Annotated in this window: 20 protein-coding genes; 13 read left to right on the top strand and 7 right to left on the bottom strand. The window is 72.5% G+C overall.

The genetic code is table 11. The features are described 5' to 3' along the window. Positions 1 to 73: 73 nt before the first annotated feature. The 7 genes from AB0N81_RS08645 (at position 74) to AB0N81_RS08615 (ending at position 7,544) form a co-directional block, all read left to right on the top strand. A complete protein-coding gene (locus AB0N81_RS08645; protein ID WP_365356837.1) occupies positions 74 to 883 on the top strand; it encodes an NAD(P)-dependent oxidoreductase in 810 nt (269 codons plus the stop codon). Between the two features lie 244 nt (positions 884 to 1,127). Further along, the gene (locus AB0N81_RS08640; RefSeq protein WP_365356835.1) at positions 1,128 to 1,898 is read left to right on the top strand and encodes a DeoR/GlpR family DNA-binding transcription regulator; all 771 of its coding nucleotides are present in this window, start codon (positions 1,128 to 1,130) and stop codon (positions 1,896 to 1,898) included. Between the two features lie 109 nt (positions 1,899 to 2,007). Next, on the top strand, positions 2,008 to 3,375 hold the full coding sequence (locus AB0N81_RS08635) for a sugar ABC transporter substrate-binding protein (protein ID WP_365356834.1): 1,368 nt from the start codon (positions 2,008 to 2,010) through the stop codon (positions 3,373 to 3,375). Then, a complete protein-coding gene (locus AB0N81_RS08630; RefSeq protein WP_365356833.1) occupies positions 3,372 to 4,325 on the top strand; it encodes a sugar ABC transporter permease in 954 nt (317 codons plus the stop codon). Before AB0N81_RS08635 ends, AB0N81_RS08630 begins: the two co-directional genes overlap by 4 nt. After that, positions 4,325 to 5,173, top strand: a complete 849-nt coding sequence (locus AB0N81_RS08625; RefSeq protein ID WP_365356832.1) for a carbohydrate ABC transporter permease — start codon at positions 4,325 to 4,327, stop codon at positions 5,171 to 5,173. The genes AB0N81_RS08630 and AB0N81_RS08625 overlap by 1 nt, the downstream gene beginning before the upstream one ends. A gap of 16 nt (positions 5,174 to 5,189) precedes the next feature. Continuing rightward, complete coding sequence (locus AB0N81_RS08620) at positions 5,190 to 6,179, top strand: zinc-dependent alcohol dehydrogenase family protein (RefSeq protein ID WP_365356831.1); 990 nt, start codon at positions 5,190 to 5,192, stop codon at positions 6,177 to 6,179. A gap of 153 nt (positions 6,180 to 6,332) precedes the next feature. Continuing rightward, positions 6,333 to 7,544: a TerD family protein gene (locus AB0N81_RS08615; RefSeq protein ID WP_365357025.1), complete on the top strand. Its 1,212-nt coding sequence runs from the start codon at positions 6,333 to 6,335 to the stop codon at positions 7,542 to 7,544. Positions 7,545 to 7,671: 127 nt separating this feature from the next. Here AB0N81_RS08615 and AB0N81_RS08610 read toward each other — a convergent pair whose 3' ends face one another. Continuing rightward, positions 7,672 to 7,899 carry a CarD family transcriptional regulator gene (locus AB0N81_RS08610; RefSeq protein WP_055564387.1) on the bottom strand — a complete coding sequence of 76 codons (228 nt, stop codon included), beginning with the start codon at positions 7,897 to 7,899 and terminating at the stop codon, positions 7,672 to 7,674. A gap of 204 nt (positions 7,900 to 8,103) precedes the next feature. After that, entirely contained in the window at positions 8,104 to 9,699 is a 1,596-nt protein-coding gene (locus tag AB0N81_RS08605) for a TROVE domain-containing protein (RefSeq protein WP_365356830.1), read from the bottom strand. 510 nt (positions 9,700 to 10,209) lie between these two features. Between AB0N81_RS08605 and AB0N81_RS08600 the strand changes: the two genes are divergently transcribed. Beyond that, positions 10,210 to 12,645 (top strand): protein kinase, encoded by a 2,436-nt coding sequence (locus AB0N81_RS08600; protein ID WP_365356828.1) that lies wholly within the window; start codon positions 10,210 to 10,212, stop codon positions 12,643 to 12,645. Between the two features lies 1 nt (position 12,646). Then, entirely contained in the window at positions 12,647 to 15,085 is a 2,439-nt protein-coding gene (locus tag AB0N81_RS08595; RefSeq protein ID WP_365356827.1) for a protein kinase, read from the top strand. A gap of 6 nt (positions 15,086 to 15,091) precedes the next feature. On the opposite strand, the gene AB0N81_RS08590 is transcribed toward AB0N81_RS08595, so the two are convergent. Beyond that, positions 15,092 to 16,546 carry an alkaline phosphatase PhoX gene (locus tag AB0N81_RS08590; RefSeq protein WP_365356826.1) on the bottom strand — a complete coding sequence of 485 codons (1,455 nt, stop codon included), beginning with the start codon at positions 16,544 to 16,546 and terminating at the stop codon, positions 15,092 to 15,094. 195 nt (positions 16,547 to 16,741) lie between these two features. On the opposite strand from AB0N81_RS08590, the gene AB0N81_RS08585 reads away from it, so the two are divergent. The 3 genes from AB0N81_RS08585 to AB0N81_RS08575 all read left to right on the top strand — a co-directional run bounded on the left by AB0N81_RS08585 (position 16,742) and on the right by AB0N81_RS08575 (position 18,756). Continuing rightward, on the top strand, positions 16,742 to 17,047 hold the full coding sequence (locus AB0N81_RS08585) for a hypothetical protein (protein WP_365356824.1): 306 nt from the start codon (positions 16,742 to 16,744) through the stop codon (positions 17,045 to 17,047). Positions 17,048 to 17,113: 66 nt separating this feature from the next. Further along, positions 17,114 to 18,274: a hypothetical protein gene (locus AB0N81_RS08580; protein WP_365356823.1), complete on the top strand. Its 1,161-nt coding sequence runs from the start codon at positions 17,114 to 17,116 to the stop codon at positions 18,272 to 18,274. A gap of 26 nt (positions 18,275 to 18,300) precedes the next feature. Further along, positions 18,301 to 18,756 carry a hypothetical protein gene (locus AB0N81_RS08575; protein WP_365356821.1) on the top strand — a complete coding sequence of 152 codons (456 nt, stop codon included), beginning with the start codon at positions 18,301 to 18,303 and terminating at the stop codon, positions 18,754 to 18,756. Positions 18,757 to 18,858: 102 nt separating this feature from the next. Here AB0N81_RS08575 and AB0N81_RS08570 read toward each other — a convergent pair whose 3' ends face one another. Further along, positions 18,859 to 20,325, bottom strand: a complete 1,467-nt coding sequence (locus AB0N81_RS08570) for a hypothetical protein (RefSeq protein ID WP_365356819.1) — start codon at positions 20,323 to 20,325, stop codon at positions 18,859 to 18,861. A gap of 244 nt (positions 20,326 to 20,569) precedes the next feature. On the opposite strand from AB0N81_RS08570, the gene AB0N81_RS08565 reads away from it, so the two are divergent. Continuing rightward, complete coding sequence (locus AB0N81_RS08565; RefSeq protein WP_365356818.1) at positions 20,570 to 22,423, top strand: endonuclease/exonuclease/phosphatase family protein; 1,854 nt, start codon at positions 20,570 to 20,572, stop codon at positions 22,421 to 22,423. Positions 22,424 to 22,442: 19 nt separating this feature from the next. Here AB0N81_RS08565 and AB0N81_RS08560 read toward each other — a convergent pair whose 3' ends face one another. From AB0N81_RS08560 to AB0N81_RS08550, 3 genes are all read right to left on the bottom strand, one after another. After that, entirely contained in the window at positions 22,443 to 23,279 is an 837-nt protein-coding gene (locus AB0N81_RS08560; RefSeq protein ID WP_365356816.1) for an SRPBCC domain-containing protein, read from the bottom strand. Between the two features lie 98 nt (positions 23,280 to 23,377). After that, a complete protein-coding gene (locus AB0N81_RS08555) occupies positions 23,378 to 24,115 on the bottom strand; it encodes an antibiotic biosynthesis monooxygenase (protein ID WP_365356814.1) in 738 nt (245 codons plus the stop codon). 88 nt (positions 24,116 to 24,203) lie between these two features. Continuing rightward, complete coding sequence (locus AB0N81_RS08550; protein WP_365356813.1) at positions 24,204 to 25,004, bottom strand: SGNH/GDSL hydrolase family protein; 801 nt, start codon at positions 25,002 to 25,004, stop codon at positions 24,204 to 24,206. Between the last annotated feature and the right edge of the window lie 54 nt (positions 25,005 to 25,058).

The raw sequence follows: 25,058 nt of genomic DNA, 5'->3' as shown, positions 1-25,058 counted from the left end.
CGGGGATCTCTAGCGTGTCCACGGATGTGAATCCTGTACGTGGATACATACGCCCGCACGAGGAGACCCCCGCATGCCCGCTCCCCGCACCGTCCTGCTCACCGGCGCCGCAGGCGGCCTCGGCACCCTGATGCGCGGGCTACTGCCGGCGTACGGCTACGACCTGCGCCTGCTCGACGTGCGGCCGGTCGCGGACGAGCCGGACGCCGTCACGGCCGACCTCGCCGACAAGGACGCGCTGCGCGAGGCCGTGCGCGGGACCGACGCGGTCCTCCATCTCGCGGGCATCTCCCTGGAGTCCACCTTCGACAAGATCCTCAAGGCCAACATCGAAGGCACCTACAACCTCTACGAGGCGGCCCGCGAGGAGGGCGTCCGGCGGATCGTCTCCGCCTCCTCCAACCACGCGGTGGGCTTCACCCCGCGCCCCCGCGGCGACGACCCGCTGATCCCGGTCGACACCCCGCGCCGCCCCGACACCTTCTACGGCCTGTCGAAGTCCTTCGGCGAGGACCTCGCCCAGTTCTACTGGGACAAGCACGGCATCGAGACCGTGTCGGTCCGCATCGGATCGTGCTTCCCGGAGCCGTCGAGCGTGCGGATGCTGTCCGTCTGGATGAGCCCGGACGACGGGGCGCGGCTCTTCCACGCGGCCCTCACCGCCGAGGACGTACGGCACACGGTGGTCTACGGCTCGTCCGCCAACACCCGCCTGTGGTGGGACCTCTCGTCGGCGCGGGCGCTCGGCTACGACCCGCGGGACGACTCCGAGCGGTACGCGGAGAAGCTGATCGCCGAGCAGGGCGAACTGGACCCGGCGAATCCCGACCACGCGCACCTGGGCGGCCACTTCTGCACGAACCCGCCCGTGTGGCCTTACTGACCCTCCCCCGCCGGAGCCCGGTCCCGATGCCCGCTCGCACTCGTCCGGGCACCGAACGGGCAGCCACGCCCCCCGAAACGGGCACGCCCGGAGCCCGCCGCACAGGCCGCCGCCCCGCCAAGCGGGCACATACGGGCAGCATCGCGCCCGCTCGGAGCCTGGTAACGCCCTGGTCCGCGCTGTAGAACTTCCCCCACAGGGCCCGAACGGGCACCGCGAGACCCAGGGGAAGCAGGTGGCGCCGATGACCGCGGAAGAACGTCAGCGGCGGATCGTCAACGCGGCCCGCCACGCAGGCTCCGTCGACGTGACGGCGCTCGCCGACGAGCTCGGCGTCGCCAAGGAGACCGTCCGCCGCGATCTGCGGGCCCTGGAGGACCACGGCCTGGTCCGCCGCACCCACGGCGGCGCCTACCCCGTGGAGAGCGCGGGCTTCGAGACCACCCTCGCGTTCCGCACGACCATGCACGTCCCGGAGAAGCGGCGCATCGCGACCGCCGCCGCCGAACTGCTCGGTGACGCCGAGACCGTCTTCGTCGACGAGGGCTTCACCCCGCAGCTGATCGCCGAGGCGCTGCCCAAGGTTGCGGCGGGCCGCCCGCTGACCGTCGTCACCGCCTCACTGGCCACCGCGGGCGTCCTCGCCGAGGCCGAGAACGTCACCGTCCTGCTCCTCGGCGGCCGGGTGCGCCCCGGCACGCTCGCGACCGTCGACCACTGGACGACCCGCATGCTGGCCGGGTTCGTCATCGACCTGGCGTACATCGGCGCCAACGGCATCTCCCGCGAACACGGGCTCACCACCCCCGACCCCGCGGTCAGCGAGGTGAAGGCGCAGGCCATCAGGGCGTCGCGGCGCACGGTGTTCCTCGGCGTGCACACGAAGTTCGGGGCGACGAGCTTCTGCCGGTTCGCGGGGATCGGCGACCTCGACACGATCGTCACGAGCAGCCGGCTGCCCGCCTCCGAAGCGCACCGCTACTCACTCCTCGGACCACAGGTCCTGCGCGCCTGACCCCGCCCTCGTCCCGACTCCCCCTTTTTGCGGTCGGCGCGGGCTTCCGTGCGCCCCGAGGCATCCCGACCTCCCCGATATGACCCTCTACGTACGTCCAGGAGCTTTCATGCGAACCCCGAGCCGACGGAGGCCGCGCGCGCTCGCCGCGGCCGCCGCAGGGGCGCTGCTCGCCCCGCTGCTCGCCGGCTGCTGGGCCGGTGCCGGCGGGGCCGGTTCAGGCGGCGACTCCATCAACGTCCTCATGGTGAACAACCCGCAGATGGTGGAGTTGCGGAAACTCACCGCTGCCCACTTCACCAAGGAGACGGGCATCAAGGTGAACTTCACCGTCCTGCCAGAGAACGACGTCCGGGACAAGATCAGCCAGGACTTCGCCAACCAGGCGGGCCAGTACGACGTCGCGACGCTCAGCAACTACGAGATACCCATCTACGCCAGGAACGGCTGGCTGCACGAGGTCGGTTCGTATGCGCGCAAGGACACCGCGTACGACGAGAAGGACATCCTGCCGCCCATGCGCCAGTCGCTCACCGGTGACGACGGCAAGCTCTACGGACAGCCCTTCTACGGAGAGTCGTCCTTCCTGATGTACCGCAAGGACGTCTTCAAGAAGGCCGGACTGACCATGCCCGACCACCCCACCTGGCAGCAGGTGGCGGATCTCGCCGCCCGCGTGGACGGCGAGGAACCCGGGATGAAGGGCATCTGTCTGCGCGGGCTGCCCGGCTGGGGCGAGGTGATGGCGCCGCTGACGACCGTCGTGAACACCTTCGGGGGCACCTGGTTCGACAAGGACTGGAAGGCCCGCCTGGACTCCCCCGAGTTCGAAAAGGCAACTCGCTTCTACGTAGACCTCGTTCGCGAGCACGGACAGTCCGGGGCCGCGCAGTCCGGCTATGCCGAGTGCCTCAACAACCTCACCCAGGGCAAGACCGCCATGTGGTACGACGCGACCGCGGCCGCCGGCTCCCTGGAGTCCGCCAAGTCACCGGTCAAGGGCAAGATCGGCTACGTACCCGCTCCGGTGGCGAAGACGGAGAGCTCCGGATGGCTGTACACGTGGGCCTGGGGCATGCAGAAGGCCTCGCACAACCCGGACAGGGCCTGGAAGTTCATCTCCTGGGCGTCCGGCAAGGAGTACGAGGAACTGGTCGGCGAGAAGATCGGCTGGTCGAACGTCCCCGCGGGCAAGCGCGCGTCGACCTACGCGAACCCCGCCTACCGCAAGGAAGCCGCCGCCTTCCAGGACGTCACCCGCGCCGCCATCGAGGGCGCGCGGCCCCGCGACCCCGGCGTGCAGCCCCGCCCCGCGCCCGGCATCCAGTTCGTCGGCATCCCCGAGTTCACCGACCTCGGCACCAAGGTCTCCCAGGAGATCAGCGCGGCCATCGCCGGACGCCAGTCCGTCGACGCGGCCCTGGACACCGCACAGGACCTCGCCGAGAAGATCTCCGAGGAGTACGAGGGACGATGACCGCCACCGCGAGCACCACCGCCGTCGGGCACACGCGCGTGCCCGACACCCGTAAGCCGGGGACACCGGGACGGCTGCGCGCCTGGGCGACCAGGGCGCCCCTGCTGCCCGCCCTCATCTTCATGATCGCCGTGACCCAGCTGCCGTTCGTGGCCACCCTGGTGATCTCCTTCTTCGACTGGAACGCCCTCTATCCGGACGCCCGCAGTTTCACCGGCTTGGCCAACTACAGCGAGGTCCTCACCGACCCCGACCTGCGCAAGTCCGTGCTGACGACGATCCTCCTGACGGCCTCCGTCGTCCTCGTGAGCCTGGTCGCGGGGCTCGGCCTCGCCCTGCTCCTGAACCGGCGCTTCCGGGGGCGCGGACTGGTCCGCACCCTTCTCATCGCCCCGTTCCTCCTGGTCCCCGTGGCCGCCGCGCTCCTGTGGAAGCACGTGCTCTACAACCCCGAGTACGGACTCTTCAACGGCCTGCTGCACTGGGTCGGCGGGGACTCCGCCACCCAGCCCGACTGGATCTCCAACACCCCGCTCCTCGCCATCGAGGCTTCCCTGGTGTGGCAGTGGACGCCCTTCATGATGCTGATCCTGCTCGCGGGGCTGCAGAGCCGCGACCCCGAACTGATCGAGGCGGCCCGCATGGACGGCGCGGGCAGCTGGCAGGTCTTCCGCCATCTGACGCTCCCGCACCTGCGCCGCTACCTCGAACTGGGCGCGCTGCTCGGCTCGATCTACATCGTGCAGAACTTCGACGCCGTCTTCACCATCACCTCGGGCGGCCTCGGCACGGCGAACCTGCCCTACACCGTTTACCAGAGCTTCTACCAGGCCCACGAGAACGGTCTGGCCTCCGCGGCGGGCGTGCTCGTCGTCATCGGCTCGATCATCATCGCGACCTTCGCCCTGCGGGTCGTCTCGTCCCTGTTCCGTGAGGAGGCGTCCCGCTGATGAGCACCGTCCGCACACCGAACGCCGTACGCACCAGGGGCATCGGCCTCGGGCTCACCGCCTGGCTCGCCGGAATCCTGTTCTTCCTGCCCATCGCCTGGATGGCGCTGACCTCCTTCCACTCGGAGGAGGACGCCGCGACCAACCCGCCCTCGCTCGCCGCCTCCCTCACCCTCGACGGCTACCGGGACTTCTTCGGGGCGGGCGGCGGAGCGAGCCCCTGGCCCTCCCTCGTCAACTCGACGGTCGCGTCACTCGCCTCGACCCTGCTCGTCCTCGTCCTCGCGCTCCCGGCCGCGTACGCCCTGTCCATCAGGCCCGTGAAGAAGTGGACGGACGTGCTCTTCTTCTTCCTGTCCACGAAGATGCTGCCGGTCGTGGCGGGCCTGCTCCCGATCTACCTCTTCGCCAAGAACACCGGCCTCCTGGACAACATCTGGCTGCTCGTCCTCCTCTACACCTCGATGAACCTGCCGATCGCGGTGTGGATGATGCAGTCGTTCCTCGCCGAAGTGCCGAAGCCCGTCATCGAGGCCGCGCAGATCGACGGGGCACGGCTGCCGACGATCCTCACGCGCGTGGTGGCGCCCATCGCCCTGCCGGGGATCGCCGCGACCTCCCTGATCTGCTTCATCTTCAGCTGGAACGAACTCCTCTTCGCGCGGGTGCTCACGGGCGTCGTCGCCCAGACCGCGCCCGTCTTCCTGACCGGCTTCATCACCAGCCAGGGCCTGTTCCTGGCGAAGGTGTGCGCCGCGTCGCTCGTGATCTCCCTGCCGGTGCTCGCCGCGGGGTTCGCCGCCCAGGACAAGCTGGTCCAGGGCCTGTCGTTGGGAGCCGTCAAATGAACCAGGGAGCCGCCAAGTGAAGGCCGCCATCATCGAGTCCGTCGGCAAGGCCGTCGTCAAAGAGCTGCCCGACCCCTCCCCCGGGCCCCGCGACGTCGTCGTCGAGGTCGCCGCGTGCGGCCTGTGCGGCACCGATCTGCACATCCTCCAGGGCGAGTTCGCGCCGACCCTGCCGGTCGTGCCGGGCCACGAGTTCGCCGGGGAGGTCGTCGCGCTCGGCAGTGACGTCCGCACGCTCGCCGTCGGCGACCGGGTCGCCGTGGACCCCTCCCTGCACTGCCACGAGTGCCGCTACTGCCGCGACGGCCGGGGCAACCTCTGCGAGCGGTGGGCCGCGATCGGCGTGACCACCGCCGGCGGCGCCGCCCAGTACGCGGTGGCGCCCGCCGCCAACTGCGTACGCCTCCCCGACCACGTACGCACCCAGGACGCGGCCCTCATCGAACCGCTGTCCTGCGCCGTGCGCGGCTACGACGTGCTGCGGGCGCGGCTCGGCGCGCACGTGCTGATCTACGGCTCGGGGACGATGGGCCTGATGATGCTGGAACTCGCCAAGCGCACCGGCGCGGCGAGCGTCGACGTCGTGGACCTGAACGCGGACCGGCTCGCCACGGCACAGCGTCTCGGCGTCTCGGGCTCGGCGGCGAACGCGGACGAACTGGAGCGTCCGCGGGGCTGGGACGTGGTCATCGACGCGACCGGCAACGCGGCCGCGATCCAGGACGGGCTCGAACGGGTCGCCAAGGCGGGCACGTTCCTTCAGTTCGGTGTCGCCGACTACGCCACACGCGTGAAGATCGACCCGTACCGCATCTACAACCAGGAGATCACCATCACCGGTTCGATGGCGGTCCTGCACAGCTACGAGCGGGCGGCCGAACTGTTCGCGGGCGGCGTGCTCGACCCGGACGTGTTCATCAGCGACCGGCTGCCGCTGGCGGAGTACCCGCAGGCACTCGACCGGTTCGCCGCCGGGGTGGGCCGCAAGATCGTGGTGGTGCCGTGAGGGGGATGCCGTGACGGCGGTGCCGTGATTCGGTACCGGCGCGGCATGGCCGGACGTACGCTCCGGTCATGCCGGGACCTCGGACAGGGAAAATCCCTGCCCGGGTAAGGGAACGGCAAAGCGGGATCGTTCGTTACCCCTGGCATGACAGCTATGACCCCCGGCTCGAACATCCCGCTGACCGCCGCCCGTGTGGCGGTGGACGTCGCCGCTCCGGTGCGGCTCGACGTATCGGGCCTGCTGCTCACCGCCGACGGCAAGGTGCGCTCCGACGACGACTTCATCTTCTTCAACCAGCCCTCCGGGCCCGGCGTGACCTATCAGTCGGGTGGGGGTACGACCCCCGACAAGGTCACCGTCGACACCTCCGCCGTGCCGTCCGGCATCGAGAAGATCGTCGTGACCGCCAGCCCGGACGCGGCGGGCCAGACCTTCCAGGGCGTCGAGCCCACCGCCACGATCCGTAACGCCGACGACGGCTCGGTCCTCGCGACCTTCACGCCGCCGCAGCTCGGCTCCGAGACGGCCCTGGTGATCGTCGAGATCTACCTGCGCAACGGCGCCTGGAAGGCCCGCGCGGTCGGTCAGGGGTACTCCAACGGCCTCGCGGGCATCGCGACGGACTTCGGCGTCTCGGTGGAGGAGCCCGCCCCGGCCCCGGCCGCGCCCGCCGCCGCCCCCGCGGCTCCGCCCGCCCCGATGGCACCCCCGGTGGGGCAGCCGGTGCAGGGCCCGCCCCCGCCGGCCGCCGTCCCGGCGGCGCCCGCCGCGCCCGCGCCCGGCGCCGGGAAGATCAACCTGGACAAGGGCCGCGTCAGCCTCCAGAAGAACCAGACGGTGTCCCTGGTCAAGGGCGGCAAGCCGCTGCTCTCCCAGGTCAAGATGGGCCTCGGCTGGGAGCCGGCGTTCCGCGGCAAGGACATCGACCTGGACGCCTCCGTCATCGCGTACGGCCCGCAGCGCAACCACGTCGACAGTTGCTACTTCGGGAAGCTCTCGATCGTGAACGGCGCGATCAAGCACTCCGGCGACAACCTCACGGGCGAGGGCGGCGGTGACGACGAGGTGATCGTCGTGGACCTCGGCCGTCTCCCGCAGGACGTCACGGGCCTGGTCTTCACGGTGAACTCGTTCTCCGGCCAGAAGTTCACGGAGGTCGCGAAGGCGTACTGCCGCCTGATCGACGCGGCCTCGGGCGAGGAACTGGTCCGCTTCGACCTGACCAACGCCGAGGCGCAGACCGGCGTCATGATGGCCAAGCTGATCAAGCAGTTCACCGGCGAGTGGGAAATGACCGGAATGGGGCAGTTCGTCAAGTCCCGCACGGTCCGCGGCATGGTGAAGCCCGCGGCGCAGGCCCTGTAGGGCTCTGCGCCCCGGGCTCCGGGCTCCGGGCTCCGGGCATGCGTGAGGGGCGGCGGTCCGCGGATGCGGTCCGCCGCCCCTCACGCGTATCAGGTCACGGGGTCCGGAAACGTCATGGAGTCCGGAATCAGAGCTTGGCCAGCTTCGGGTAGGGGCTCAGGAAACGTCCCTGGCGACCGGCGAAGTCGATGACCACCGCGTCTTCACCTTCGACGCCGACGATCCTCCCCAGGCCGTACTGGTCGTGGGAAACCCGGTCACCCACCTCGAAGTGCTCCACGGGTGGCGCGGGCGGGGCGGGCACGTTGAAGGGACTGTTCGGCAGGTGTCGGCGCGAGCCGGGGGGCCTCGTCATACTTGAAGTATGAGGCCCCGGGAGGCGTGGGCACCATGCTCCGTACTGACACTGCGCTCACATCGGTATGGAACAGACACACAAGCCACGGTGTGTCGCCCCCGTACGGTGTCGCGGATGCGACCCGAACGGGGGACACGGGTGACGGACCGCTCCCCCTCGGCCACGCGCTGTGGCGGAGGAGGAACGGGGGACTCGACCCGCTCAGGCGGCGTCCGACGTGGCGTCCCACGGCCAGTCGGCGTCCCGCCCCGCCTCGATCAGCCGCACCATGCGGAACGCCGCGTCCGAGAGGCCGCCGAAGACGTGGCGGTTGCCCTGGCCGGAGGGGCCGTGGCCCGGACGGTGGCCCGCGAGGTTCCAGGTGTAGACGGGAACGTCGGCCGGGACCTGCTCGGTCGGACCGCCGCGGCGGTCGTACGCCGCCTGCTCGTCGGTGACGATCAGTACCCGGTCGTGCTTCTTGTAGAAGCGGCGTACCGCCTTGGTGGTGTCCGTGCCGCCGAGATCGCCGAAGCGGCCGAGGATCTTCAGGACGGACTCGCCCGCGCGGTACTTCACCTCCGCGCTGGTGGTGCCGAACTGCACCAGGTCCGCGTCGGCGGCCCGCAGCGCGAGCGCCGTGCCGAAGACGGCGGCGGCGTCGGCGCGGTTGAGCTCCGAGCGGTCCGAAAGACGCGCCCACATCGAACCGGACCGGTCGACCAGGATCAGCGTCCGGCCCGGCAGCGACGGCACGTTCCCGAGGGAGTGGCCGAGGGCCTGCTCCAGCGGGTACGCCCAGCGCAGCGACGGTGCGTGCTGGTACGCCGCGAGGTAGCGAAAGGGGAACTGCCGCGACTTCGCGACGGCTTCGGGGTCGGCGAGCCTGGCCGCGACGGTCGCCGCGACCTCGTCCGATACGCCCGCCTCGTCGAAGTTCCGCAGGTTGCGGACCAGCGCCATGACGCCCATCGACGGGATGACGGCCTCCCAGGCCGCCTTGTCCATGGGGCCCTGCAGCCATCCCGCGAGCGCCTCCCAGGTGATGCCCGCGGCGGCGAGCCGCTCGGCACCGCCCTCGCCGGTGACCACCGCGCGCCGCTCGGCGACGGGCAGCGCCATCAGCTCGCGGTGCGCGGCGAGGACGCGCGCGCCCTCGGGCGGCACCGCGGTCTCCGGGTGGTGGCGGCGGTCGAGCGCGTACCGGAACAGGGGGCCCTGCCAGGGCTTGGCCGGGTCGGGCGCCGCGTGCACGAGGTTGAGGATGTCGCCGAAGCGGTAGCCCTTGGTGGCCGTGTCGTACTTCAGCAGGGACTTCTCGTTGTAGAGGCGGCGCACGGCGTCGGCGATGCCGCGCTTGACGGGCTTGGGTACCGCCCGGCCGTACATCGACGTCCAGTAGCCGAGGAGTTCGCCGGGCTCGTCGGGCCGGCGCAGCACGGACGCGACGACCTGGCGGCCGGTGGGTCCTTCGGTGGCGTGCGCGTCGAGGCGTGCCTTGACGTACTCGGCGGCGCCGACGATCGAGGCCGTACGCATGTTGCCGTCGCCGCGCAGCCAGCCGAGCAGGCCCGCGGTCCACCGCGGGTCCTCGACGGCGAGGCGGCGCACGAGGCCGGCGAAGCGGTCGTCGCGACGGTCGCCGCTCTCGTAGAACGTCCGCTGGGAGACGAAGTTCGAGACGGCGAGCAGGAAAAGTTCGGAGCGAGGGTCGCGGAGATGCCCGGGACCGCCCTCGTACGTGCGGGTGGTGCGGCCGGTCGACTTCACCGGAGAAGTGACGAGTGCCTTGATGGACTTGGTGTTGAAACGCGCCATGAGAATCCCCCCGAATTCGTCGTGCGTACAGGTGGCGGGGAGACAGGCGGCAGGAGTGTGCCCGAGTTCATAAGCGACGACGGACTTGTGTCGGATGCTCTGCCCAATTGAGCTACACCGACCCGAAGTCGATGACGGGATTCGAACCCGCAACCGTCTGATCCATGAAGTAACCGTTGTCTGCGCACCGGGCACACACCAGCTGCTGCCTCCCGAGATCAAGGTGGCGGCGGCGCGATTTCTTGAAAGGAAGGAGCCGCTGCCCGCGCACCGGGAGGTGCTGGAAAAAACATGAAATTGTGGTGGCCGGAGCCCATTTCGGCGGAACCGAAGGTGGTGCTCTGCCACTGGGCATTACTTTAGGAGAGTGAACCGGCGGGGCGCCAAAGGTTATTCACGCCCACTGATCTCCCGGCGGCCGCAACCGTACGATGCCCCACAGGCGTCGCACAGTCCGTCAGCTCGTCCTGTCGTCCCAAGGGCCCTCGCGGGCCACCGGAAGGAGCGTCCGTGGAGGTCGGCGGGTACCGGATCGTCGCGCTGCTCGGCGAGGGCGGCATGGGCCGCGTCCACCTCGCGCGGTCCGCGTCGGGTCGCCCTGTCGCCGTCAAGACGGTCCACGCGCACCTCGCCGCCGACCCGGAGTTCCGCGAGCGCTTCCGCCGTGAGGCGGCCGCCGTGCGGGCCGTCACGGGCCCGTACACCGCCGCCGTGCTCGACGCGGGGCCGGACGCCGAACAGCCGTGGCTGGCCATCGAGTTCTGCGCGGGGCCCGGGCTGCCGAAGGCGGTGGCCGCGCACGGCCCGCTCGGTTCCGCCGAGCTCGCCGCGCTGGGCGCCGCGCTCGCCGAGGCCCTGGCGGCGGTGCACGCGGCGGGGCTCGTGCACCGCGACGTGAAGCCGTCCAACGTCGTCGTCACCCGCGACGGCCCCAAGATCATCGACTTCGGCATCGCCAAGAGCGCGGCCGACGAGAGCCTCACGGCCGACGGCGAGGCCATCGGCTCGCCCGGCTTCATCGCCCCCGAGCAGCTGGCGCGGGACGCCCGGCCGCCGGGGCCCGCCGCCGACGTGTTCGCGCTCGGCGCGGTCCTCTCGGTGGCGGCGACGGGGCGCGGCCCCTTCGGTTCGGGCGGCGCCCCCGAAGTCCTCTACCGCACGCTGCACGACGAGCCCGACCTGCTCGGCGTGCCGGGCCCCGCCTGGGCGGACTTCCTGGGCCGCTGTCTGGCCCGGGACCCGGCGGACCGGCCCTCGGTCGCGGGGGTGCTCGCCTGGTGCGCCGAGCGGGCGTTGCCCGAGCCGTGGTGGGAACAGGAGCCGGTCGCTGGGCTGATCCGCCGCCAGGAGGACAAGGTCGCGGAGCTGGTGGGGCGGGCGGGCGAAGAGGGTGGGGAGGGCCAGGAGGGCGGGGAGGGTCCTCCCTCGCCCGGCCCCGCCGACGGGCCACCGCCCACCGGTCCCGCCGACGAGCCACCGCCCCCCGACCCCACCGGCGAGCCACCGCCATCACCCCCCGACCCCACCGACGCGCCACCGCCGACCGCCCGCCGCGAAGCTCCCGCCACTCCCACCGACGCCCGCCCCGGTACCCCGCCGCCCCCGCCACCCCGCACCTCCCGGCGCCGGTTGTTGACCTGGGGCGGCGGCGCGGCCCTCGCGGCCGTGGGCACCACGACGGCGGCCGTCCTCCTCGACGGCGAGGGCGAGGGCGACAGCGACAGCGGTGGCGGTGGCGGTGGCGGCACCGAGCGGCGCGACGAGCCCCGGCCGCCCGCCGGTGAGGTGATCTGGAGCCGCGACATCGGCGAAGTCGAGTACGGCGGAGCCCTGTTGCGCAGCGGCAAGGACCTCTACGTGCTCGACGACAAGGGGCTCGTCCGCCTGGACGCGGAGACCAACACAGTCCGCTGGAGCTACCCGGAGGAGAACCTGCGGAGCGTCGACACCCGCGGCGACCTGGTCTACGTCCTTCGCGACAGCCTCTTCGAACCCGAGTTGATCGCGCTGCGCGTGGCCGGCGGCCGGGAGGCGTGGACCTCGGGCGTCCTGATGCGCAACCCGCACCGGCCGCCCCGCCCTCTCGACGCCCCTCCGAGCGAACTGGAGGGCGGCAACGGTCTGTTCACCCTGGCGGGAGACGTCGCCTGCCTGTTCACCTATGCCTCGTACGACACCTTGCAGGAGCGGCGCGGCACCCTGGACCGGCCCTGGCGCGCCTACGGCTTCGACGCGCGTACGGGGAACGAGCTCTGGTTCCACGAAGGGCGCGCGGCGGGGGTGATCGGCGTGGACGACGCGGGCGGCCGCATAGCGGTGGCCACCGCGTCCCGGAGCTCAGGGCCCCCCGGCACGGACCGGCACGCGCGACACGATCCGCTGGTCGTCCTCAAGGCGTCGGACGGCACGGTCGAGCGGGAGGTCGCGGACGGCGCCCGGCGCCCCGAGGCGCACCCCGGGGCCGAGGGCGTCGGCTACTTCGCGTCGGATGAGCGGATCGAGGCGGTCGACCTGGCGACCCGCCGCACCGTGTGGGACCGGCCCGCGGACGCGGTCACGGCCGTCGCGCCGCGCGCCACGGGCGGCCTGGTGCTCGCCTCGTCGTCGGACGGGGTCGAGGCTCTCGACGCCCGTACGGGCAGGAGGCGGTGGTCGCGGCCCGGGTTCCGGGAGATCGAGGACGGGGTGCCGCTGGTCTCGGACGGGCTCGTCCTGGTCTCGGGGCCGGAGCCGGGCGGTTCGGGCGGTTCAGGCGGTTCGGATGGTTCGGGCGAGGGGACGTGGGGGGTGTACGCGCTGGACGTACGGACGGGTGACGCCGCGTGGGCGGCACGGGTCGACCCCGCGTCCGACATGAAGCTGGCGGCCGCGCGCGACGGCCTGTTCCACGTCTGCGCCGGCCGCACCCTGCACACGCTCCGCGGCCCGCGCGGCACCCGGACCTGACATGACCGGGACTCCGCTCGTGCCGGGCACCCCGCTGCTTCCCGGTGACCCCCGTCGGCTCGGTGGGCACCGCATCGTGCGACGCCTCGGGTCCGGGGGCATGGGACAGGTCTATCTGGGACGCAGCCCCGGCGGGCGGCTCGTCGCCGTCAAGACCGTGCACGAGCACCTCGCCGCCGATCCGCACTACCGGGAGCGGTTCCGGCGGGAGGCGACCGCGGCGCGCGCCGTCACGGGCGCGCACACCGCCGCCGTGCTCGACGCCGACCCCGACTCCCCCGTGCCCTGGCTCGCCACGGCGTTCCTGCCGGGGGTCACCCTGCGCCGCGCGGTCGCCGTGGGCGGGCCGTTGGGCGCCGCGGCCGTGCGGTCGCTCGGGGCGTGTCTCGCCGAGGCCCTGGCGAGCATCCACGCGGCGGACATCGTGCACCGGGACCTCAAGCCGTCCAATGTGCTGGTGACCGCCGACGGTCCGCGCGTCATCGACTTCGGCATCGCCCGTGCCGCCGGGGACCTCGGCCTCACCCAGGCCGGGTCGATGATCGGCACGCCCGGGTTCATGGCGCCGGAGCAGGTCGCCGCCGGTGACGTGGGGCCCGCCGCCGACGTGTTCGCGCTGGGCGCGGTCCTCGCCTTCGCGGCGACGGGTGAGCAGCCCTTCGGCTCGGGCCCCGTCGCCGTGCTGCTCTACCGCGCCACGCACGAGGAGCCGCACCTCGTCGGGGTTCCGGAGAGCTCGGGCCTGCGCGCGCTCGTCGCCGACTGCCTGCACAAGGATCCGCGCCGGCGCCCGTCCGTGGCGCGGGTACTGGCGCTCGCCTCCGCGCCGGACGCGCCCCTGTGGTGGCGGGAGGAACCGCTGCGGTCGCTGATCGCGGGCGGGACGGACGACACCGACGGCCGCCCCTCCCCCGCGCCCACCCTCCCGCAGCCCCGCCGGGAACCCGGGCCGCGGCCCGCCACCACCCTCCGTACCGGGAACCCCCGTACCGGGAACCCCCGTACGGAGAACCCCCGTACCGAAATCCCCCCTGCCGGGAACCCCCGTGCCGAACGCCGCCGCGCCCTCGCCCGCCGTACCTTCCTCGCCACCGGCGGCGCCGGTCTCGCGGGGCTCGCCGGCTGGGCCGTCGCGCGGGCCCCGAAGGCGCCGGGCGCGGGCACGGACCGGGAAGGGCCGCTGCTGCGCGAGGGGTCGAAGCGGCCCGGCCGCGAGCGCTGGGCGCTGACCGGCGAGGAGGACGGCACGGGCGGCGTCGGGTCCGCGCTGCTCGTCGGGGACACCGTGCTGGTGCACGGGCCGAGGAGCGGATTCACCACCCAGGGTCTGGTGCGTGCCGTCGACGCCGTGGACGGGACCACCCGCTGGCAGTACGAGAAGGCTCCCGCCGAGGCCGTCCGTGAACCGCTCTGGGGCGTCGCGAGCGGTCTGCTGATCGCCCCTGAACTCATGGACAGGGGCTATGAGTTGGAGAGCGGCGAGGTGTGGCGTCCGGAGCGGCCGTGGCGCGGCGCCGTGAAGTGGTTCGCCGTCGCGGGCGGGCGGCTCGTCACGCTGGACGACGGCGGCGGATCGTCCGACGACCGGGTGCTGCACACGCGCGCGCTGCCCTCGGGCGGCTCGCCCCGCACGCGCCGCAAGGAGGACACCCGTGACTGGCGGGCGCCCGCGGTCTCGGGCGACAGGCTGCTCCTCGTGCCGGACACCGACGCGCTGGACCCCCGTGTGTTCTGCCTCGACGCGGTCACGGGCCGCGAACCGTGGACCTACACCGCGCTCGGCAGGGACGAGCCGGTGCAGACCGCGCCGGTCACGCTGCCCGCGCCGGGCGGCCGCGGCGGCGGCGACCGATTCGCCCTCCTGACCGACGCCGGCGACCTGCACCTCATCGACGTGCGCACCGGGGGCCGGCTGCGGGAGGAGCGGCTCGGGCTGACGTCGGGGAGCGGCGCCACGGCTCTCGGGCACGCCTCGGGCACGGGCCTGGTGCTCGCCGCAGGGGAGGATCTGATCGGCTTCGGCCCGGAGAGCGGCAAGCGGCTGTGGAACCACCCGACGGCCGGGCTCGACACCGGCTGGCCGCCCCTGTCCGGCGGCGGCAGGCGCGGCCCGGTCGCCCGGGACGGCACCCTGCTGAACTGGCTGGACGCCAGGACCTTGCAGGCCATCGACCTCACCGGCACCAAGAACGGTGGCGGGCGGCAGCTGTGGCGGACGTCGTTCGACGCCGTCGCGCGCTGTCCGCCCGCCATCGGCGGCGGCACGGTCTACGTCACCGCGGGGCAGGTGTGCCGGGCGCTGAGTCTGCGTACGGGCAAGACGCTGCGGGAGTGGCCGGTGGACGAGGCGGTCACCTGGCTCGCCGCCGACGCCGACGGCTGGTACGCCAGGGTCGGCACCTCGTCCCTGCGGGCGGTCAACGCGCCGGGGAGCGCGTGACGCCGGTCAGCGCCGCTGCCGCTTCCAGGGCCCGGTGATCGCGAGCAGGATGCCGGGGGTCTGGATGCTGGCGTACAGCGTCCTGCCGTCGGGTGAGAACGTGACGCCGGTGAACTCGCTGTACTCCGGGTCGTCCTCGGTGCCGTTGTTCAGCTCGTTGCGTGCGATCGGGTACGTGCGGCCGCTCTCGGTCGCGCCGAAGAGGTGCTGTACGCCGTCGCCGTCCTCCGCGATGACGAGGCCGCCGTAGGGCGAGACGGTGATGTTGTCGGGGCCGTCGAAGGCGCCGTCCTTGCCGGGGTCCGGGTTGACGCCGAGCAGCACCTTGAGGGTCAGGGTGCGGCGGCCCGGGTGGTAGAACCACACCTGGCCGTCGTGCTGGACGGGGCTCTCGTCGCGGGCGAAGGAGGCGACGATGTAGACGCCGCCGTCGCCCCACCACATGCCTTCGAGCTTGCGGGCGCGCGTGATGTCGCCGTCGTCGAACTGCTGGCGCACGGGCACGGTCCGCGCGTCGCGGTCGGGGACCTCGACCCAGTCGACGCCGTAGACCGTGCCGATCTTCGTGGCGCGGGACAGGTCGTCGACGAAGCGGCCGCCGGAGTCGTAGCACTTGGGGGCCTTCAGGACGCCCGCGTCGTCGGCGAGGGTGCGCAGCTTGCCCCGGCCGTGCGCGAAGCCCCGGGGCGGGGTCCAGCGGTAGAGGAGGCCGTTCGGCCCTGAGGCGTCCTCGGTGAGGTAGAGGTGGCCGCGCTTGGGGTCGACGACGACGGCCTCGTGGGCGTAGCGGCCGAGCGCCTTGATGGGCTTGGGGGCGCGGTTGGCGCGCCGGTCGGCGGGGTCGACCTCGAAGACGTAGCCGTGGTCCTTGGTCATGCCGTTCCTGCCGGCCCGGTCCTCGGTCTCCTCGCAGGTGAGCCAGGTGCCCCAAGGGGTGCTGCCGCCCGCGCAGTTGGTCGCGGTGCCCGCGATGCCGACCCATTCGGCGACGCGGCCGTCGGGGCGGACCTCGACGACGGTGCAGCCGCCCGCGGCCGCGGGGTCGTAGACGAGGCCCTCGGTGAGCGGTACGGGGTGCTTCCACTTGCTGCGGGGGCCGCCCAGCTCGTGGTTGTTGACGAGGAGCGTCGTGCCGCGCGGGCCGCGGAAGGTGGCGGTGCCGTCGTGGTTGGAGGGTGTGAACTCGCCGCTCTCCAGCTTGGTCTTCCCGCTGTGTGTGAGGACGCGGTACGAGAATCCGGCGGGCAGCGCGAGGAGGCCGTCGGGGTCGGGCACGAGGGGGCCGTAGCCGGGGCCGAGGTGGCCTCCGTGGCCGTGGCCCGGGGCGTGTGCCGCCTCCTCGACCTCCGTCGCGGCGAGGGCGCCGGGCGCGGTGGCGAGCGCGCCGACGCTGCCGGCCAGGGCGACCCCCGCACCGGAGAGCGCGGAGCGTCTGGCGAAATCCCTGCGGGTGAGCGGCATCGTTTCTCCTGAGGACGCGAAGGCGGTACGTACGACCGGGCTGCTGTCGGCGTCACCGTCCCGCCCGCGCGCGAACGGCGGTTGAACGCCGTCCGACGCCGAGGGGCCTCCTTCCGTGAACCTGCCCGCCGGGACCGGCCGACGGGCAGGTTCACCCGCAATGCGAAGAATCACCGCAGAACACCTTGACCCGCGATGCACACCGCAATAGACATCACCTACGTGGCAGTGCCGCACCACCCGCAAGGGGAGGCGAGCCGAGTGGACGCACATCAGGCACGCAGCCTCCATGAGGGCCGGCTGATGAGGCTGGCCAATGTCACCGGAGTCGGCATCGGAAGGGACGACCACTCGGGTCAGGACGTGATCGTCGTCTTTGTCACCCACCGAGTGCCCCGCGACCGTCTCCGTGACGAAGACGTGGTTCCGGACATGCTCGACGGCGTCCCCGTACGCGTACTCGCCATCGGCGAGATCGACGCGCAGAACGGCGGGACGTAGCGGCAGCGGCGCCCCGGCGCGGCCCGGAACCCCCACCCTTCAAAGGGGAAGAGGTGGTCTGGCGTGGTGAGCCAGCCCGAACTGATGCGAGGACCCACCGGCGGTCAGCTGAGCGACAGCTCCCGCCAGCAGGCGATGTCCGACTTCCTGCGGCCGCAACAGCCGCTGTCCAACGTCGTCGGCTTCGGCCACGGCGTGAAGTGGAGCGGCGGGGAACCCACCGGCGAGCCCGCCGTCATCGTGTTCGTCACCCAGAAGGTCCCGGAGTCCATGCTCCCGGAGCGGGACGTCGTCCCGCGCCAGATGGACGACGGCACCCCGACCGACGTCGTCGCGGTGGGCCACATCGCGGCGCAGCGCCAGCAGAGCAGGCCCGGCGGCCGGCGGGCCGAGGACCGCGCGTCGGCGTACGGCCCGGACGGCAGCATCAGCGAGCAGCTCGCGGGCCTCGCGCAGCCACAGCTCGAAGATCTCGCCGGGCGCGGCGCGTTCGAGCCGCAGCTGCTCAAGCGCCGGATGCGCCCGTGCCCCTCGGGTTTCTCGGTCGGCAACGTCCGGGTGACCGCGGGCACGCTCGGCAGCGTGGTCTACGACTTCCTGCCCGGCGCCTCCGTCGACCCGCCGGGCTCCGGCCTCGGTGTGCCGGCGAAGTTCTACATCCTCTCCAACAACCACGTGCTCGCCGACTCCAACCGGGCGCAGCTGGGCAGCGCCATCGTGCAGCCGGGCGTCTTCGACGGCGGGCAGGACCCGGCGGACCGCATCGCGACCCTGGAGCGCTTCGTCACGATCCAGTTCGCCCCGCAGATCCCGCTGGAGCGGCACAACAACGTGGTGGACGCGGCGCTCGGCTCGGTCGACTTCCAGGACGCGACGCGCGAGCAGTACTTCAGCGGCGCCCCGCGCGCCTGGCGGCGCAAGGCCAACGTGGCCGTCGGCGACCTGGTGAAGAAGTCCGGCAGGACGACGAACATCAGCTTCGGCCGGATCATCGCGGTCGACGCGACGGTCGACGTGAACTACGGCACGGCGGGCACGGCCCGGTTCAAGGACCAGATCGTCACGACGAACATCTCGGCGGGCGGCGACTCCGGTTCGCTGGTCACCTCGCAGGACGACGTCGCGGTGGGTCTGCTCTTCGCCGGTTCGTCGGTCGCGACCATCGTCAACCACATCGAGAACGTCCGCGCGCTGCTGCGCGTGGAGATCGCCGAGCTGCTGGCCTGACGGTCAGGACGGAAGGAGGGTTTCCCATGACCACTCAGGCACGTAAGCAGAAGGGCGGCCGGTCGCGGACGTCGGAGCATCGCTTCCACAATCCGCAGGGCGCCGAGGTCAAGACGCGTGACGAGGCGTTCTCCGCGCCGATGGCCGAGGTGTCGGCCGAGGCCCTGTCGACGGACTGCAGGCTGACGCTGCACAGTGGCGCCGTCACGTTCGCCATCGAGGTGAAGTACAACCCCAACACCTATCCGCACGTGGTGACGGGCGGCCGGATCACGTCCGGCATCTGCGGCGCGCCGTGGGACATCACGGGCGGCACGATCGGCGAGACGATGCGGCTCGACGCGAAGCGCGCCGGGCAGGGCTCGTGCGCGAACACGATCACGATCGTCGGCGAGTACCAGAACCCTCCGGCGTACCGGGGGACGTACGGGTTCGACGGGGCGACGTCGTCGTTCAAGCACACGACGCGGTACGAGTGCTGACGCCTCCGGCGGGGTGAGCGGAACCCGGGTGGGCCTGCTGGCTGGGCCCACCCGGGGTGCTGTCGATCGCCCTCCGGGCTCGTCCTCACCCGCCGGACGGGCTCAAACCCCCTGCTGCGACCTCGCCTTGAACGCCGCCTTGCGGGCCTCCTTCGCCACCTTCTTGTCGGGGTGCAGGCGGCCCATCGCCTCCAGGACGTCGGCCGTGGCGGGGTGCTCGACCCGCCACGCCGTGGCGAAGAAGCCGCTGTGCTGCTCCGCGAGGCCCTCGACCAGGCCCTGCAGCTCGTCCGAGTTGCCCTCGGCGGCGAGCTGCGCGGCGAGCGTGTCGATGGTCAGCCAGAAGATGAGCGCCTCCGACGGCGCGGGCACGTCCGCGGCGCCCTGCTCGGCGAGCCACACCCGGGCGAGACCCCCGAGCTCCGGGTCGTCGAGCACGTCGCGCAGCGCGGGCTCCGCCTCGCCGCCGACCAGGGAGAGCGCCTGCTGGCAGCGGAGCCTGCGCAGCGGCGCGCCCTCGTCGCCGCCGCGCGCGGCGGCGAGCAGCTCGCGTGCGGCGTCCAGCGGTGCGTGCCGGGCGAGCCACTGCTCGATCTCCGCCTGCGCGGCGTGCTGCGGGAAGCCGGAGGTGCCGTCGAGCAGCGCGTCGGCGCCCTTGTCCGCGAGGTCGCCGACGGCGGGCGCGTCGACTCCGGCCTCCAGCATGCGGGCGCGGACGCCGTACAGGCCGAGCGGGGTGAGCCGGACCATGCCGTAGCGGCTGACGTCCTCGTCGTCGACCTGCGGGGGCTGCTCGGCGCTCTCGTCGTCGATGTCGGCCATGAGGGCCTCGTCGACCGGCTGGTACTCGACGAGGCCGAGCGGCTCGAAGAGGCGGAACTGGTCGTCGAGCTTCATCATCGCGTCCGAGACCCGCTCCAGGACGTCGTCCGTGGGCTCGCCCATGTCGTCGGGGACGATCATCGAGGCGGCGAGCGCGGGCAGCGGCACCGGGTCCTCGCCGGCCGCGGCGTCGCCGACCGTCAGCAGGTAGAGGTTGCCGAGGACGCCGTCCAGGAAGTCGGCCTCGGCCTGCGGGTCCCAGCCGAGCTCGTCGAAGTCGACCTCGCCGTTCTCCTCCAGGACGTCGAGGAGGTTCTCCATGTCGGGCACGGTGGCGTCCGCGTACACGGTGTCGAGGGCGCCGAGCCAGACGCCGAGGACGTCCTGCGGGCTGCCGGCGGAGAGCAGCGCGAGGTCCTCGCCCTGGGTGACGGTGCCTTCCGCGCCCTCCTCCTCGGCGTCCGTGACCTCGACGAGGCCGGTGTCCACGGCGACCCGCCAGGCCTCGCTCGCGTAGGCGGCAGCGTCCTCCTCGTCGATGCCCTGCGCCGCGAGGTCCAGCTCGGCCGCGGCAGCCGGGAGCTGTGCGTCGACGAGCTCGCCGCCCGCGCCGACCCGGGTCCCGGGTCCCGCCCAGCGGGCGAGCCGGACGGCGCGGGACAGCAGCGGCGTGGCGAGCGCGGCCCGCGCGAGTTCCGCTTCGGAGTGCAGCAGCACCGGCGGCAGGGTGGCGGGGCTTACGGACATCGGCTGGTTCTCCTCCGAGGGTGCGGGGCGCCGAACGTACGGGTCGGCACGGCGCAAGCCTAGACGGATTTGGCCGCATGCCGCCCGGTTCATGTCCCTGTCAGAAGACGTACAGGGAACGGGCACCCGCACAACCTTGACAACTCCCCTGGTCAGGCAAGAGATTGACGCGCGTAGAGCGCCTGTCCGGGTGCCTGCTGTCCTCTCCGTCTTCCCTCATCCTTCCCTCATCCGGAGTTCCCTGATGCCCCACATACCGAGACCCGCCGCCGTCAGCACTGTCAGCACTGTCAGCGCCCTCGCCCTCGCCGCGGGCCTGCTCGTGGTGTCGTCCTCCGCCGCCTCCGCCGACGAGATCCGCGTCCACGACATCCAGGGCACCACCCGCCTCTCTCCCCTGGCGGGACAGCAGGTCACGGACGTCGCGGGCATCGTGACGGGCGTCCGCGGATACGGCTCCAAGGGCTTCTGGATCCAGTCCGCCGACGGTGCGGCCGACGCCGACCCCGCCACGAGCGAGGCCGTCTTCGTCTTCACCGGCTCGGCGGCCCTCACCGTGCAGACGGGCGACGCGGTCCGGGTCTCCGGCACGGTCTCGGAGTACGTTCCCGGGGGCGCCGGATCCGGCAACCAGTCCCTCACGCAGATCACCAAGCCGACGGTGACCGTGGAGTCGTCCGGCAACCCGCTGCCCGCGCCCGTCACCATCGGCGCGAAGTCCGTCCCCGCCGCGTACGCGCCGGCCGGTGACCCCGCGCAGGGCGGCAGCATCAACGCGCTGCCGCTGAGGCCCCGTTCGTACGCCCTGGACCTGTACGAGTCCCTGGAGGGGATGAACGTGCGGGTCGGCAGCTCACGCGTGGTCGGCGCGACCGACGCGTACAACGAGCTGTGGGTGACGGTGAAGAAGCACGAGAACGACAACAGGCGCGGCGGCACCGTCTACGGCTCGTACGACGCGCAGAACGGCGGGCGGCTGCAGATCCAGCAGCTGGCGCCCGTCTCCGAGCAGCCCTTCCCCAAGGCGGACGTCGGTGACGTGCTGCGCGGCGGCGCCGAAGGGCCCCTGGACTTCAACCAGTTCGGCGGCTACACCCTCGTGGCCCGCGAGCTCGGCGGCATCGCCGACAAGGGCCTCGAGCGCGAGAAGACGCGGCGGCAGGCCAAGGGCGAGCTCGCCGTCGCCACGTACAACGTCGAGAACCTCGACCCGGGGGACCCGCAGGAGAAGTTCGACGCGCTGGCCGCGGCCGTCGTCTCGAACCTCGCCTCGCCCGACATCCTCGCCCTGGAGGAGATCCAGGACGACAACGGCGCGAAGAACGACGGGACGGTCTCCGCGGACGCCACCCTGAAGAAGTTCACCGACGCGATCGTCGCCGCGGGCGGGCCGCGCTACGCGTGGCACTCCGTCGACCCGCACAACAACAAGGACGGCGGCGAGCCCGGCGGCAACATACGTCAGGTCTTCCTCCACAACCCCGAGCGGGTCTCCTTCACCGAGCGCGCGCCCGGCGACGCGACGACGCCCACCCAGGTCGTGCGGAAGAAGGGCCGGGCCGCGCTCAGCCACTCCCCCGGCCGAGTCGACCCGCTGAACGACGCGTGGGCGGACAGCCGCAAGCCGCTGGCCGGTGAGTTCGTCTTCCGCGGCCGCACGGTCTTCGTGGTCGCCAACCACTTCGGGTCGAAGGGCGGCGACGAGGGGCTGACCTCGCACCACCAGCCGCCGGTGCGCTCCTCCGAGGCCAAGCGGCTGCGGCAGGCGCAGGCCGTGAACGGCTTCGTGAAGGACATCCGCAAGGTCCAGCGGAACGCCGACGTGGTCGTGCTCGGTGACATCAACGACTTCGAGTTCTCCGCGACCACCAAGGCGCTGACGGACGGCGGGGCGCTGCGTGCGGCCGTGAAGTCGCTGCCGAGGAGCGAACGCTACTCGTACGTCTACCAGGGCAACTCGCAGGTCCTCGACCAGATCCTGACCAGCCCGGGGGTGGGCGACGCGGACGACTTCAGCTACGACAGCGTGCACATCAATGCGGAGTTCGCGCAGCAGAACAGCGACCACGACCCGCAGGTGCTGCGCTTCCGTCCCTGACCGACGGCTGGGCCTGTGATCAGCCGTAGAGGTGGTCCAGCCAGTCCTGCCAGGCCAGTTCGGTGCCCTTGGCGTCGGCGTGCGCGCCGAAGTCGTGGACGCAGACGCCGACCCGGGCGCCGAAGTGGTTGCGGCCGAAGAAGCGGTGCAGCGTCTCGTCCGCGCGCAGCCCGATGAAGTACGGGCTGCGGAAGTCGATCACCGCGTCCAGTTCCCCGCCGGGGGCCTGGACGCGGACGCGGGCGCCGTCCGTGGCGTCGTCGGGCAGGCCGAGGGCGCGGGCGAGCCGGACGAAGGCGTCCGGGGCGCCTGCGGCGGGCGGGCCGCTGACGGCGGAGAAGGCGACGGGGCGGCCCTCGAAGTACGCCATGTACTGGCCCAGGGTGTGCAGATGGAAGTCGATGTGCTTCACGGTCGCCTCGTACCGGATGTCCCCGTCGTCGGTGAAGATGCCGCTGTGGACGTGGCGCAGCCAGGAGCGGCGGCCGCCGTCGCGCGGCTCGATGAGGTGGTCGAGCTGGTTGAGGGTCTGGCCCGGCACGCCGTCCGGGTCCTCGACGCGGGCGGTGAGGCGGCGGGGCGGGTCCCAGCGGGTGACGGTGCCGCCGGAGGGGGCGGCGCCGCCCTCGCGCGGCTCGTACTCCATGGGCCACAGCCAGCCGCCGGTGCCGGTGGTGAGGGCGGACCAGAGCTGGGCCGGGGAGCCCTCGATCTCCAGCTCCCGGACGATCTCGAACGCCGTGCCGGTGGCGGGGGACCCTGCGGTCTCCGGGGGCCTGCCGCTGTCCGCCCTCGCCCTGCCGGGCCTGCGGCGCCTGCCCGGCCTGCCCCGGCCCGGCCCGCCGTCGCCGCTCATGACGGCCCCCTGAGTGCGTCCAGCATGGCTCCACCGTCCCGCCGGGAACCGGCGCTGTCCAGGCGGGCGGGAGCCGTCGGCGGGGCGGCGCCGGGAAACTACGCCTTGCTCGGTACGAAGTTGTACGCGAAGCGGTACCGGGCCACCGCTCCATCGTCCAGCACACCGGGGAACTCCCGCACCCGCCGCCACTGGGGCGTGGGCGAGCCGATGCCGTCGCCCGCCGAGGCGAGCGCGTCGATGTGGGCCTGCTCGCTCTCCCACTCCGCGTAGTTGACGACGCGCCTGCCGTCCGTACTGGCGTGGAAGTGCGCCGCGTAGAGCCCGCTGCCGTCGGCGGGGCCGCTGTCCAGGGCCTCGATCACCGTGTCCGCCCAGGCGCGCTGCCGCTCCGGGTCGGGGCCCTCGAAGTCGACCTGCACGATCACGATCGCGCCGGGCTCGCGCCCCGCACGCCCGCGCCCGCCGGTCCAACTGCGGTACAGCCGCGTCTTGTTCAGGCCGAGCCGGTCGATGCCGGGGACGGCCGCGTCGATGTCGGCGTTCCTCGCGTCCCTGCCGTTGCCGGAGCTCGCGAAGAAGTCCTGGTAGGCGTCCTCGTCGCGCCACTGCGAGTGGTGCAGGACGGTCGAGCCGTCGGCGCCCGCGTACACCGTGTACGAGAGGAGGCCCTCGTGCGGCCAGGGGCGGGTCTCCCAGGCCTTCGCGATGGCGTCCAGCGTGGCCCGCTGCCGCTCGGGCGAGCCGGTGCTCCACGTGCTGATGAAGGTGAGGCCCCCGTCGCGGCGGGCGGGGTCGGGGAGGGTTCCGGTGCTGAGGGTGGAGGTCGTGGGCATGGCGGGCCGTCCGTCTCGGTCGCTGTCGGGTGCCGGAGGGGGTCCGGCGTGGACGAGGACAACGCTCCAACCTCAACCAAGGTTCAAGTCAAGCCCCTCGGTGACCGTTCGCCGCCACCTCCGCGAGCACGGGGCGCTTCGCCTCCCGCCCGTCGCCCGACGAACGCCCCCGCACCCGCCGCCACAGCCACGGACCCAGGAACCCGGCGAACCAGCGCGCCTCCGCCGTCACCGCCCCGAACACGGAGACCGGGGCCGGCGGGGGCAGCGGGCGCAGCCAGTTCTCGTGCCCGGCAAGACCGAGCGCGTCCGCCATGCCCGCGGCGATCCTGGCGTGCCCGAGCGGGCTCGCGTGCATGCGGTCCCCGCTCCACAGCCGCGGATCGGTGGTGATGCGGTACGGGAACGTGTCGAACACGACGACGCCGTGGCGGTCGGCGGCCGCGCGGATGCGGGCGTTCAGCTCCAGGACGCGGGGCAGCGCGCGCCGTGCGAGCGGTGAGACGCGCCCGATGTCCGGGAAGGTCACGGTGGCCACGCGCGCGCCCGCGGCGGTCAGTTCGGTGAACATCTCCTCGACGTCGGCGGCGACGAGCGCGGCATCGAAGCCCGGCCGCACCAGATCGTTCATGCCCGCCATGACGGTCACGAGGTCCGGCTTCAGCGCGAGGGCCGGGGCCAGCTGCTCCGCCTTGATCCGCGCCGTCCGCCGGCCACGCACGGCGAGGTTGGCGTACGTGAGGCCGGGGTTCCCGGCGGCGAGGATCTCGGCGAGCCGGTCGGCCCAGCCCCGGTAGCCGTGCTCCTCGTCGCCGTCCCCGAGTCCCTCCGTCTGGCTGTCGCCGATCGCGACGTAACGCGCGTACCGGTGATGCTGCGTCGTGGCCATGCGCAGAGCTTCCTCCGGGCGCCCGGCTCCGTCAACGCGGCCCCCGCGGCGCCC

The organism is Streptomyces sp. NPDC093510 (genome assembly GCF_040683555.1).
In the GTDB taxonomy this organism is placed as follows: Bacteria; Actinomycetota; Actinomycetes; order Streptomycetales; family Streptomycetaceae; genus Streptomyces.
This window is presented reverse-complemented; position numbering and strand designations above follow the sequence as displayed.

What these genes read in the sequence shown, in the direction of transcription:
- AB0N81_RS08645 (WP_365356837.1), top strand. Translation starts at nt 74, where the DNA reads ATGCCCGCTCCCCGCACCGTCCTGCTCACCGGCGCCGCAGGCGGCCTC.
- AB0N81_RS08640 (WP_365356835.1), top strand. Translation starts at nt 1,128, where the DNA reads ATGACCGCGGAAGAACGTCAGCGGCGGATCGTCAACGCGGCCCGCCAC.
- AB0N81_RS08635 (WP_365356834.1), top strand. Translation starts at nt 2,008, where the DNA reads ATGCGAACCCCGAGCCGACGGAGGCCGCGCGCGCTCGCCGCGGCCGCC.
- AB0N81_RS08630 (WP_365356833.1), top strand. Translation starts at nt 3,372, where the DNA reads ATGACCGCCACCGCGAGCACCACCGCCGTCGGGCACACGCGCGTGCCC.
- AB0N81_RS08625 (WP_365356832.1), top strand. Translation starts at nt 4,325, where the DNA reads ATGAGCACCGTCCGCACACCGAACGCCGTACGCACCAGGGGCATCGGC.
- AB0N81_RS08615 (WP_365357025.1), top strand. Translation starts at nt 6,333, where the DNA reads ATGACCCCCGGCTCGAACATCCCGCTGACCGCCGCCCGTGTGGCGGTG.
- AB0N81_RS08610 (WP_055564387.1), bottom strand. Translation starts at nt 7,899, where the DNA reads ATGACGAGGCCCCCCGGCTCGCGCCGACACCTGCCGAACAGTCCCTTC.
- AB0N81_RS08605 (WP_365356830.1), bottom strand. Translation starts at nt 9,699, where the DNA reads ATGGCGCGTTTCAACACCAAGTCCATCAAGGCACTCGTCACTTCTCCG.
- AB0N81_RS08595 (WP_365356827.1), top strand. Translation starts at nt 12,647, where the DNA reads ATGACCGGGACTCCGCTCGTGCCGGGCACCCCGCTGCTTCCCGGTGAC.
- AB0N81_RS08590 (WP_365356826.1), bottom strand. Translation starts at nt 16,546, where the DNA reads ATGCCGCTCACCCGCAGGGATTTCGCCAGACGCTCCGCGCTCTCCGGT.
- AB0N81_RS08585 (WP_365356824.1), top strand. Translation starts at nt 16,742, where the DNA reads ATGCACACCGCAATAGACATCACCTACGTGGCAGTGCCGCACCACCCG.
- AB0N81_RS08575 (WP_365356821.1), top strand. Translation starts at nt 18,301, where the DNA reads ATGACCACTCAGGCACGTAAGCAGAAGGGCGGCCGGTCGCGGACGTCG.
- AB0N81_RS08570 (WP_365356819.1), bottom strand. Translation starts at nt 20,325, where the DNA reads ATGTCCGTAAGCCCCGCCACCCTGCCGCCGGTGCTGCTGCACTCCGAA.
- AB0N81_RS08565 (WP_365356818.1), top strand. Translation starts at nt 20,570, where the DNA reads ATGCCCCACATACCGAGACCCGCCGCCGTCAGCACTGTCAGCACTGTC.
- AB0N81_RS08560 (WP_365356816.1), bottom strand. Translation starts at nt 23,279, where the DNA reads ATGAGCGGCGACGGCGGGCCGGGCCGGGGCAGGCCGGGCAGGCGCCGC.
- AB0N81_RS08555 (WP_365356814.1), bottom strand. Translation starts at nt 24,115, where the DNA reads ATGCCCACGACCTCCACCCTCAGCACCGGAACCCTCCCCGACCCCGCC.
- AB0N81_RS08550 (WP_365356813.1), bottom strand. Translation starts at nt 25,004, where the DNA reads ATGGCCACGACGCAGCATCACCGGTACGCGCGTTACGTCGCGATCGGC.